Origin of the sequence: Micromonospora sp. NPDC050200, assembly GCF_040656135.1 — a bacterium.
Classification (GTDB): domain Bacteria; phylum Actinomycetota; class Actinomycetes; order Mycobacteriales; family Micromonosporaceae; genus Micromonospora.
In genome coordinates, this window is sequence record NZ_JBFALG010000097.1 from 1 (window position 1) to 10,296 (window position 10,296).

Annotated in this window: 9 protein-coding genes and 1 pseudogene; 3 read left to right on the plus strand and 7 right to left on the minus strand. The window is 69.9% G+C overall.

Going from position 1 to position 10,296, the window contains the following annotated elements; all coding sequences use genetic code 11:
• From AB0I41_RS32815 to AB0I41_RS32830, 4 genes and pseudogenes are all read right to left on the minus strand, one after another.
• A pseudogene (locus AB0I41_RS32815) lies at positions 1–837 on the minus strand (conjugal transfer protein TraC); the annotation flags it as partial.
• A complete protein-coding gene (locus AB0I41_RS32820; protein WP_357114808.1) occupies positions 834–1,799 on the minus strand; it encodes a PrgI family protein in 966 nt (321 codons plus the stop codon). The gene AB0I41_RS32820 and the pseudogene AB0I41_RS32815, both read right to left, overlap by 4 nt.
• Positions 1,796–2,716: a hypothetical protein gene (locus AB0I41_RS32825; RefSeq protein ID WP_357114810.1), complete on the minus strand. Its 921-nt coding sequence runs from the start codon at positions 2,714–2,716 to the stop codon at positions 1,796–1,798. Before AB0I41_RS32825 ends, AB0I41_RS32820 begins: the two co-directional genes overlap by 4 nt.
• 3 nt (positions 2,717–2,719) lie before the next feature.
• Complete coding sequence (locus tag AB0I41_RS32830; RefSeq protein WP_357114812.1) at positions 2,720–3,103, minus strand: pilin; 384 nt, start codon at positions 3,101–3,103, stop codon at positions 2,720–2,722.
• 730 nt (positions 3,104–3,833) lie between these two features.
• Here AB0I41_RS32830 and AB0I41_RS32835 point away from each other — a divergent pair.
• On the plus strand, positions 3,834–4,445 hold the full coding sequence (locus tag AB0I41_RS32835; protein ID WP_357114814.1) for an SMI1/KNR4 family protein: 612 nt from the start codon (positions 3,834–3,836) through the stop codon (positions 4,443–4,445).
• A 165-nt stretch (positions 4,446–4,610) separates the two neighbouring features.
• Here the strand turns inward: AB0I41_RS32835 and AB0I41_RS32840 are convergent, their stop codons facing one another.
• Positions 4,611–5,660: a CPCC family cysteine-rich protein gene (locus AB0I41_RS32840; protein ID WP_357114816.1), complete on the minus strand. Its 1,050-nt coding sequence runs from the start codon at positions 5,658–5,660 to the stop codon at positions 4,611–4,613.
• Between the two features lie 172 nt (positions 5,661–5,832).
• Here AB0I41_RS32840 and AB0I41_RS32845 point away from each other — a divergent pair, with 172 nt between their 5' ends.
• Entirely contained in the window at positions 5,833–6,258 is a 426-nt protein-coding gene (locus AB0I41_RS32845; RefSeq protein ID WP_357114818.1) for a hypothetical protein, read from the plus strand.
• A 221-nt stretch (positions 6,259–6,479) separates the two neighbouring features.
• On the opposite strand, the gene AB0I41_RS32850 is transcribed toward AB0I41_RS32845, so the two are convergent.
• Positions 6,480–8,069 (minus strand): DUF6194 family protein, encoded by a 1,590-nt coding sequence (locus AB0I41_RS32850; protein WP_357114820.1) that lies wholly within the window; start codon positions 8,067–8,069, stop codon positions 6,480–6,482.
• A 54-nt stretch (positions 8,070–8,123) separates the two neighbouring features.
• Between AB0I41_RS32850 and AB0I41_RS32855 the strand changes: the two genes are divergently transcribed.
• On the plus strand, positions 8,124–8,867 hold the full coding sequence (locus AB0I41_RS32855; protein ID WP_357114822.1) for a TioE family transcriptional regulator: 744 nt from the start codon (positions 8,124–8,126) through the stop codon (positions 8,865–8,867).
• Positions 8,868–9,222: 355 nt separating this feature from the next.
• Here AB0I41_RS32855 and AB0I41_RS32860 read toward each other — a convergent pair whose 3' ends face one another.
• Positions 9,223–10,092 (minus strand): hypothetical protein, encoded by an 870-nt coding sequence (locus AB0I41_RS32860; protein WP_357114824.1) that lies wholly within the window; start codon positions 10,090–10,092, stop codon positions 9,223–9,225.
• Between the last annotated feature and the right edge of the window lie 204 nt (positions 10,093–10,296).

The following is a 10,296-nucleotide window of genomic DNA, read 5'->3' on the forward strand; positions in this document are numbered from 1 at the left end:
GGCGACCTGGACCTGCTGGTAGAGGTTGCGCAGGATCTCCAGCTTCACGAAGTACGACTTGCCTGCGCCGGAGCGGGCCAGGATCACCGAGTTGTAGTTCTCCTGCGACCAGCGGTCCCACCACACGATGCCCCCGGAGTCCGGGTTGATCCCGTAGAGCACTCCGCCTTCGGCGGACGGGTCACCGGGCAGCGGGGCGGGCAGGTCGGCGCTGGCGAGGGGGAACGCGGCGGCGAGGGCCTGGGTGTCCATGGTGCGGCGCACCTGCAGCGAGTCCGTGGCCAGGGGCAGGGTGGTGGTCCACCCGGCGAGGTGGCGCCAGGTGGCGGGCTGCACCTCGATCAGCGTCGACGCGGCGGCGGCTTTCACCTGCGCGCACGCCTGCAGCAGCTCGTCTTCGGTGCGGGCGTGCACCGTGAGGTAGAGGCCGACGCGGAACAACTTCGCCGCTCCGCGGGCGAGACGCTGGGCGAGGTCGGCGGCGTCGTCCGCTGCGGCCTCGACGTACGGGTCGGACAGCTTGCCCCGCTCGGCGTCGGCCCGCCGCGACGATTCGAACCGGGCTCGTTGGCTGCGCAGCCGGGATGCCGCCACCGGGGCCGGAAGCGGGTCGATGTGCAGGGCGAGGTCGAGCCGGCCTGGCCAGGACAGCAGGGGTTCAAGCCAGGCGGGACCGACCTCGGCCGGGTAGCCGGTCACCACCAGGGTGGCGGCATACCCGTCGCCGACGCGCAGCATCCGGGGCAGCACCTCCACTGAGGCGGGGGCGACCGTGGCCGCCAGCCGGTGAGACTGGCGGATGCGGTCGGCTGTCTGGGAGCTGTTGCCGATCTTCATGTCTGTCGCCTCCTGAGCGGTCTGCCCTCGTGAGGGCGGGGTGAGGTGATGACGGTGTCGGGGGCGGCGAGACCGCCGGGGCGGGGCGGCCGGTAGGGGTCGGCCGCCGCGGCGATCGCGGCGGTGACGGCCGCGCCGTCCAGGGCGCGGGTCGCCACGCCGAGACCGGACAGGGCCCGAACGGTGTCGTCCGCGCGGCGCCTGGCGGCCCGCTCGCCTCGCTCGCCTGCCCCGGTCTGGGTGACGATGAGGACCTGCCGGCGCAGCGGATCCCGCCGTTGGGCGAGATCGTCGAGGAACCGGGCGTGGTCGACTGCCGCGTCAGCGAGGGCCGAATGCGGCAGCTCGCCCGCCGCCTGCGCCAGCTGACGCGCGGACGAATGCAGGTCCACCGGCTGCGCCGACACCACGATCTGCGTCGGCGTGGACAGCGAGTTGAGCCAGCGGCCGAACGTGTCGACCAGGGCGGCCTGCTCGTCGGGGGTGCGAAGAGCGAGGTTGACGTTGGTGGCGGCGACCATCGCCGCCCGGGCACTGCCGAGGCGGATCTCGCCGCTGTCGTCGATCGCGTCGGCGGGCAGCCTTAACGGCGCCGGCAGCATCACCCTGCTCTTCGGCGCCTGCACCCACTCCGGGACCCTCGAGGTCGTGTCGGTGGTTGTCAGCGCCCGCGGCGCCCGAGTGTGTCGGACCGCGGCGAGCAGCCACACGTCCAGCGGCAGGCCATCGCGGCGGCCGACGGCCACGCCGAAGACCAGGCCGCCGACAACGACGGCCGCCCCGACCAGCACGGGCACCGGCACCACGGCATGCATGGCCCGCCAGGCGCCGTAGAACGCGAGAGCGGCGACGGCGAGGATGGCCAGCTGCCGGAACGTCAGCCCGTAGAGGACCTTGTCAGGGGCGTCGACGTCGGCGGGCATCCGTGCCCGCCCCGCGTCGGTGGGGTCGTGGGCGTTCATCGGCCCACCGCCCGCACGACCCGGCCGAGGCCGGGAATGGAGCGGGTGACCTGCTGGACGACGATCACCCGCACGGCCGCGCCGAGCATGTTCGCCCCGCGGCCGCTGTCGCCCGTGGCCACGTAGCGGCGCATCAGGGTGGGCACCCGCAGCGTGGTCCACAGCATGACCATGACCACGAACAGGTTGAGCACCCCGCCCGGATCCACCGGCAGCCCGAGCACGGGCAGCAGATGGTGGGGGTCGGTGAGCATCCACTGCCCGGCATACAGGGTGAAGCCCTGCACCACCGGAACCGCGAGGACACCCGCGTAGGACTTCCACCACAGGCGGGCCACCGGATCGGTCTGCGGCAGCGCGTGACACGCCAACGCAAGCGGCGCGGCGGCGGTCAGGACCAGCACGACGGCGAAGCGGACGATCACGCTGAACGCCGTGCTGGCCAGCAGCACCGCGATGACGGCGACGCAGACGACGAACAGCAGCGCCGCCGTCTTGTCCTGCCCGGCGGTGACGTGCGTTCTGACCGCCCGCAGCGCACCGTCGCTGTCCCCCTCCGGGGTGGTCAGCGCGGCGGTGAGGGCGTTGGCGAGGTCGATGAGCATGCCGCACCACAGCTGCGAGAAGTGGGCGGTGATGAACCCGACGATCAACCGGGGGATGAGGTCCTTGACCCTGTAGCGCGATTCCTCGCTGCCACCGGCGGTCATGGTGAGCACGCCGGCAGCCAGGAAGGCCAAGACGAAGACGGTATCCACGACGAGCACCGAACGGCCGGTCAAAGCCTGCACCTGCGGCAGGGCGGTGACGTTCGGGGTGACCAGCAGCGCGCTGCTGATCACCCCGAACAGCGCGTCCAGGGTCGCGAGGATCGCCGCCGCCAACCAGTCCAGAATCTGGTCGAGCAGCCAACCCATGAGTCAGCCCCCGACGATTCCCTGGACGACCTGCAGCAGGATCGGCGCGAGGACCGCCAGGCCATAGCCGACCAGGGCGTTCTTCAGCGCCCCCTTGGCCTTGTCGACCTGCGCCGGGTCACCGCCCGCGGTCGCCCAGTAGACACCGGCCAAGACGAGGAACAGGGTGGCGACGGCGGCGAGGATGCCCATCAGCCACGCCTGCAGGTTGGCGATCACGACCGGCAGCGAGTTCGCCGCCAGCACCGGCGTGCCGGTGTCGGCGTAGGCGGCGGCGGGAACAGACAGGAACACGGCAACCTGCGCCGTCACGGCGGCGACACGGCCGACGTAGCGGGTGGTCCGGGAGTGGGTGAGGGCACGAAGACGTGCCGGGATGCGGGACATGGATGTGTCACCTCCGGCCCCACCCCCGCCAACGGCAGGAGCGGAGCGTCAAAACGGCGGTCAGGGGACCGCCGCCGGGCGCAAGAGGCAGGGCCTCGGTCAAGCCGCGACAGGCCCTCGGGAGGAGCGCTCCCTCCCATTCGGGTGTGGCGGGTATCGGTGAGGTGTCAGCGCACCAAGTACGGCGCGGCACCCGAGGCGCCCAGCTCGCGTCGGCCCAACCTCAGGGCCCGGCGGCGGGCGGAACCCCCGCCCGGCCCAAGGACCGATGGACGTTCCGCACCCTCAAACCGGCGTTTGTCAGCTCTGACGGACACCCCCGGACCTGACACGGGTCTGGCAACACCACCGTGCGACTGACAGCCCAGCTCACAGAGTTTCGCAGCGGGGACGGTCGAAGGATCTGACAGCCGACGCCACGGACGGTGAGGCTCTGCCAGGGTGCTGTCTGACCGTCGGCGGCCCAGGCTGTCAGACTCGCACAGGATCTCGCGGCCCTGACAGTCCTTGACATCCCCCCTGTGAATCTGACGGCCCTAGCCGGCCCCCCAGACGGCTTGAAGTGGCCCGACCCGGCGACAATCCCAACAGTAGGCTTGGTGACGCTCAGTTACGAAATCGTTGAGTGCTGCGGTGATCAGCAGATCTCAGACGCCCGCACATGCCGATGTGCGTGCGTTCGCTATCCGACATATCGGCGGCTTGGCGAATGGCTACCTATACTTCGCCAGTGGCATCAGTGACGGAGGCATGGGTTCGGATTGAGGGCTGGATGCGACGGCACGCGCCAGCGAGCACCGATGTGCTGGCCCGACCGGCGGCCCAGGAATCGATCACCGCCGCCGAAGCCGAGCTCGGCCTGCCGTTTCCCGCGGAACTGGCTGAGTCGCTGCGCCGGCACGACGGCCTCACGGAGTGGGCGAGCATCCTGCCCGAAGCGACTCCGCTCTCCGTAAAGGGCATCGTCGAGCATCGCCAGATGCGTATGGAGATCGCACCCGATGTCGATGGTTTCGCTCGGCACGGTGCCGAGGCAGAGCCGTGGTGGCACGAACGTTGGCTTCCATTCGGGGACGGTGGCAGTGGTCTTCAAGTTATCGACTTGCGACCCGGGTCCGGATTCGCCCGCGTGGGCTGGGCGCCGACCAGCAACCCTGCGGACTTCTCGGACGCCTGGCCGTCGCTGGCGGCATACCTGACGACCGTCGCCGACGCCCTCGAGACCGGTGGCCCGGCAGGCGTCTGGTATCCGTACCTGACCATTGATGGCGCGCTTTGGTGGAGCCTAGGCGGAGAAACCGAGCTCAATGGTGAGCCCTTGCGCCCTGCTCCTCAGCGTTGAATCAGATTAGCCACCCTGGTTGCAGGGGCTGCCCGGCCACGCAACAGCGGTCGCCATCCTCTTCTGCCGCGATCCGCGCGTGGCGGAGCGTGGCGGCGGCCGCTACCGCTCGGCATCCTGATCTGCCGATGAGAGTTAGCCGCATAGAGCGGCTGGAGCCTGGCGTTACGTAGGCTCGCTCGGCGGGAGATGCGGCTGTGGCGTCCGGCCCCGGCCCTTTCGGATGTACTGGACCCGGGCCTCGTCGAGGCTCAAACTGCCGTTCGGCCCGCCCCTGACGACTGCGCTGTCGTGGTTGTCCTGGCCATCATCCTCCCACCAGCACTCATCGCAGATTTCGTAGCTCCCTCGCTCCGACAACGTGACGTGGCCGCAGCATGGACAGGTGTAGGGAACATCGCGGACCGCCGTGATGACGTTCTTCAGCGAGGTGTATTGGTGTAGCCAGTCCACCCGGCGGCGACCCAGGTCGTCATCGTCTGCACTGATGGATCGTGTGGCTACGGGATCCCGTTGTACGGGACTGTCCTCCGTCGGCTTGTGGATTACGGCGAGGCGGTCTCGGACGTTTGGATCCGCTGCCGAGTGGGTGCGACGAGCGCCGTCGGCCCCGGCGTCTTCCGTAGCTACCCGTTGCTCCTCCGGCATGATGCGCCATTGCCACGGGCCCACATCGCCGAGGCGTCCAGTGTGCCGGAGCAGAACTTGCGTAGAGTGCTCCCGTTTTCCCGTCTTCTGCCGCTGCTGGGTCGTCGCGTCCGGAGCCAGCCGAGCCAGAATGCGTGTACTGAACTTCGCGGGTGGCCACCAGTTCACTTTCAGGCCCTGGGTGATGTCGTACGTGTGGAGCACGACCTCGGCGACGCCGAGCGCTGCGAACCCGCTGACGTCGCAGGACCCGAAGTGCCACGCCCGCGTATCCGGCCCTGCGGCCCGCAGCGCCGCGACGAGCAGTCCGCCGCATGCCTCGACGGCCGGCAACACGTCTGACACCGGCGCATCGTCGCGGATCACCAGATCCAACGGCAGGTTCGCATCCTGTACCCGGCCCGCCACTTGAGCCGCGTACGCGAGCAGATCATGGCCGATGTGGGCGAGCGTCTCTCGGCACGTCCAGTCGAGGGTGCCAGCGGCGACCGACCAGTCGTGGGCCGAAAGCGGTTCGAGGACCTCGCCCATCATTCGGACGGCACGCTCCAGATCCTGAGCTTCCATGCCGCGCATTCTGGCAGACCGGGCAGGCACCCAGACCGCCAAGAAGAACAAGGCTTTCTACATCCGAATCTGCCGCGATCCGCGCCGGCCTTGACGGGACGGATGGTGACATGCGCGGGTAAGGCTGGTTGAACCTCCGTGACAAGCCCACCCGATGGGCGATCATGGGAAGGTGTCTGATGCTGATCCCTTCAACCTGCCCAACCTGGCGCAGATCATCGACACCTACATGCATCGGATCCTGGACAGCGGCGAAGACCCCGTGGACGTGCTCCTGGATCTGATGGGGGCGCTGATCGTGCCACCGCTTTTTGAGCATCTGTGGTGCGTCGGTGAGTTGTACGGCAATCTCGGCCTGTTGTCCGACATCGTGGAGGCCTACCCCGTCGACTACGGTGCCAACGCCGAGACGATCGCCGCCCGCGAGATTCGCGACGCTGCCCGCGACTGGCTTGCCATGCCTCGCACCGTCGAGGGCATGGAGCGCTACCTGGAGCAGTGGGATGCGAGGCTTGAAGCCTTACCAGCGACCCACGGAGGGCGGATAGTTCGACGTAAGGCGGAACATGCGGCGGATCCGCCAGCCACGAACGCTTGAATCAGCCAGCTCGACACAGGGCGCTCTGGCAAAGCAAGATCGGGTGCGCGCATCTGCCGCGATCCGCGCGCCGCGGAGCGTGACCACTCAGCAGCAGCCCTCGGAGTGTCCGGACATGCCGAGGACAGTGCGTCTGCGGGCGTGCGCAATCGGCCCGATGATGGTGATGACGTCGAGATCGGCCGGGACGCGCACGTCCGCTGCTGGGCCAGTCGCAGGCCTCAGCCCTGCTGGTCAGCCGCCCGGCGCGCTGCGCGCTCGTGGCGGTCGACTGCTCGGGCGTGGGCGATCGTGAGCAGTCGGTCGATCTCGGGCAGCGTCTGCGGGCCGGGCATGATGATGCTGCCGAAGCCGTAGAGCGCGTAGCCCGGGTGCGGCACGAAGGTGTCCAGCCGGGCGAAGTCGAACTCGTGCCGGTGCTCCTCGAAGTCCTTGGGCGGGAAGCCGAACCGCCTCTCAAACTCGGCTCGGCCCAGGTCCAGGTTGAGCCGGAAGACGCCGGGGCGGCCGAGTTGGGAGGCCTCGTCGAAGCCGGGTACGTCGTGTTCGACGATGGTGGCGAACGGCTGGCGGCGGTCCGGGCCGACGTAGAAGAACCGGTCGCCCCAGGCGCCCTCCGGCGATCCGTTTTCCTCGCTCGCCACGAGCTGCTCGGCGCCGGGCAGCGCGAGGATCCGATCGGTGAGCATAGCCGGGTCGATGCCGGTCGGGATGTGCAGCACCGCATCCGCGTGCTCGATCGTGGCCTGATCCAGCGGAAAGTAGCGGTAATCGTGCGTCCTCTGCTCGGCCGGTTCCACGTCGGACGCGCGGACGTATCGGGGAAGATGGGTCCTCTGTTGGAGTTTGCCTTCGTACGTCGAAGGCGCGGGCGCCTCGATGCCGAGCGCGGGACTCGCGCCGAGGCTGCCGACGATCACCGCGTAGTGGTCGCCGAGCAGCGATCCGACGATCGCGCCGGCGCTGAACCATGACAGCTCCATTCCGGCCATCGTCATCATGCCCGGGTGGCGCTGGAGGTGCCCGTTGTGCGCAAAGACCAGCGTCGGCCCTCGGTGTGCCTCGGCCGAGCGGATCGCGAGCAGGTTCTCGGCCATCAGCGCGTCCCGGACCGCGGCCAGGCGGGCGAAGCGTTCCTCCTGCGGGAGCGGCGCTGCGGCCTCGGCGTGGTAGCGCAGCAGTGCGACCGCGCTCGTCGCCTGTACGAACGCCGCCCGCCAGCCCTCGGGTCGTTGAGGTGCCTGCAGGTACAGCTCGGTCAGCAGGTCGTCGGCAATCACCCGCAGGCGCTGGGCGTCGGCAGAGTGCCCGATCGACCTCCCCGGTTCCCAGATCGCGGCCGGATCGCTCCACCGAGCCTCGTCACCGATCAGGCCGTCGATCTCCTCCGCTCGGTCGCAGCCGAGGAAGTCGCACACCTGGGAGAGGTAGCGCCGCGGACTCGGGGCGCCCTCGATCTCCAGCGGGGCGTCAAAGCCGTGGAACGTCAGGCGTTCGGCAGCCGGCCGCCCGGTGTTCCAGTCGCGCATCCAGAGCAGCAGGTCGCGGTTGGCCGGGGCGGCGCCGAACCCGTGGCTGAACCCCTCGGCGAGCGCGCCGTCGAGCGTCACGGCGGCGGAGCCTTGCACGAACTCGTCGGCGATCAGCCCAGCGGCCCGGTCGCTTTCCAGCGCGATCGACCGGTAGCCGCGCTCGGCCAGCGACGCGAAGGCCTCGTTGCGGATCTGGAGGAAGGCGGACTCGCCATGCGTCGGCTCGCCTAGCGCGAGCAGGGTTGGCGGTACGGCCAGCAGGTCGAGGAAGGAGTTCATTTCATCGACGGTATCGTTGAACTGCCCATTGAGACTTACGAGCGATTGAGCGTGATGACGGCTGCGAAACCCTCAAACACCGGGGTACGCCGACCAGCCGACCTCGCCCGCGTGCACGGCCTATCCACGCAGGCCGTGCGCAACTACGAACGAGACGGCGTCCTGCCGCAGGCCGAGCGCAGCTCGAACGGCTACCGCCGGTTCACCGAGGTACACGCCAAGGCACTGAGCGCCTACCTCGCGCTGATCCCCGGCCACGGCTACGCGACCAGCGGCGAGATCATGCGCGCCGTCAACCGGGGCGAGATCGACACGGCGTTGCGCGCGATCGACCACAGCCATGCCCTGCTGCAGCGCGACCGAGAGACCCTGGACGCGGTCGAGGCGGCGGTCGCGATCCTCGCCGGGAAGGAGCGTGAACCGCAGAGCCGCAAAGCCGTGCCGATCAGCGCGCTGGCACACCGGCTCGGCGTACGACCGGCGACCCTGCGCAAGTGGGAGCGGGCCGGGATCCTGCAGCCGGTGCGCGATCCGGCGACCCGCTACCGCGCCTACTCACCAGACGACGTCCGCGACGCCGAGCTCGCTCACCTGCTGCGCCGCGGCGGGTACCGGCTCGACCACATCGCCGGCGTGCTGCGTCGGGTTCGCGGCGCTGGCGGCGCCGAACCGCTCGCCGCGTCGCTGCGTCAGTGGCGGGAACGGCTCACCGAGCGCGGCCAAGCCATGCTCACCGGGGCCGCCCGGCTCGCCGATTACATCGGCGGCGGCACCAGGCCCACCGTACGGCCGCGCTGATCTCCGGCCGGCGTACTCTTCTGGGCCGCGATCCGGGCCCCAATAGCACGCGACAGGTAACCCTGAGTAGCCGGATAAACCGACCGTGATCGCTGCGGTGCGGCGAGATGACGCTCCGCCGATGCAGGTCCATGCACCCGCGTGGCGGTCGAACCCACCCAAGTGTCTCTGCCTGAACCTGGGCACTTCGTTCGGTCGTACTTACCTGGGCACGTTCACTCGTACGCTGACAGCTGGGTCGCTGCCTCGGCGTGCTGCGGCGCTCAGAAGCATCGTGGCAGCGGGGTGGGGTGACAACAGCAGTGGCGGGGTCCGACCGTCATGGTCGGACCCCGCCGCGGGGGTGTCATGCAGGTCAGGCAGCGGCGGCTGCCGGGGGCGCCGTCCGCCTGCGCCGGGTGGTGGCGCGGCCGGTGCGGGTCTGCATGCGGTGCACGGACTGGTTTTGCAGGTACGCGCGGGCTTTGGGGGACACGACGCTGGTGAGCAGTCCCTTGGCGAGGGCGTCGGCGAGGCGTTCGTCGATGCCGTTCATCCGCTTGCGCAGGGCGTCGACGGTGATGCCCAGCCGCGCGGCGATGGGTTCGATGGCCCGGCGCCCGAGCCGCAGGTCGATGTAGGGGTCGAGGTCGGTGTGTTCGAGCAGGCCGAGGCGGGCGGCGCGGCGCACGAGTAGGTCGGGGTGGCCGTAGGGGACGTGTGGGGTGCGGGGGCCGGTGACGTGCTCCACGTCGTCGACCGGCACGGCGGTGCCGGTGCGGCGCAGCAGCTCGTGTCCGGCCCGCCATGCTGCCATGCACAGCGCCGCGTGCGGGGCGGGCTTGGCCAGGTCGACGCGGTCGCGCAGGGCGGTGAGGAAGCCGGTGAGGATCTCCGCGTCGAGGTCGGCGGCGTCACCGGACCAGCCGGTGTGCAGCTGGCCGGCGTGGCGGCGCAGCGCTGGCATCGCCATCGCCACCGCGGCGATGACCCAGGACGGGCCGTCGAGGCGGGCGCGGCGGACCAGGTCCCGCCACACCGCGTCACGCGCCGTGTATGCGCGGGGATGGCGCAGCAGCCAGTCGCGCAGCGCCGGGAGTGTCATGACCCCGCCGGGTAGGCCGGTGTCGGGTCTGAGGGTGTCCAGGTCGAGTGTCATCGGGTCGGGGCCGGTGGTCAGCGCCGTGAAGGCGGCGTCGACGGCGTCCAGCGGCGAGTCGGGCCAGTCGGGGTCGGACACGGTCATGTCCACACACTCCATGTCAGAGAAGATCGTTGATGGCATGCCGAGGTGGTGTCATCGCGGCGTGATGGACACCGATTGCGCCACGGCCACCTCACAGACCTCTGACAGCCCAGGCCAGCGGCCCGATGACACCGTGTCCGCGCATCGGCGCGCCGAGCTGACAGACACCGGCGGCCACCGGCGCCGACTCTGACAGCGGTCTGA

Coding starts and splice junctions, on each gene's coding strand:
- AB0I41_RS32820 (WP_357114808.1), bottom strand. CDS start 1,799: ATGAACGCCCACGACCCCACCGACGCGGGGCGGGCACGGATGCCCGCC.
- AB0I41_RS32825 (WP_357114810.1), bottom strand. CDS start 2,716: ATGGGTTGGCTGCTCGACCAGATTCTGGACTGGTTGGCGGCGGCGATC.
- AB0I41_RS32830 (WP_357114812.1), bottom strand. CDS start 3,103: ATGTCCCGCATCCCGGCACGTCTTCGTGCCCTCACCCACTCCCGGACC.
- AB0I41_RS32840 (WP_357114816.1), bottom strand. CDS start 5,660: ATGGAAGCTCAGGATCTGGAGCGTGCCGTCCGAATGATGGGCGAGGTC.
- AB0I41_RS32850 (WP_357114820.1), bottom strand. CDS start 8,069: ATGAACTCCTTCCTCGACCTGCTGGCCGTACCGCCAACCCTGCTCGCG.
- AB0I41_RS32855 (WP_357114822.1), top strand. CDS start 8,124: ATGACGGCTGCGAAACCCTCAAACACCGGGGTACGCCGACCAGCCGAC.
- AB0I41_RS32860 (WP_357114824.1), bottom strand. CDS start 10,092: ATGACCGTGTCCGACCCCGACTGGCCCGACTCGCCGCTGGACGCCGTC.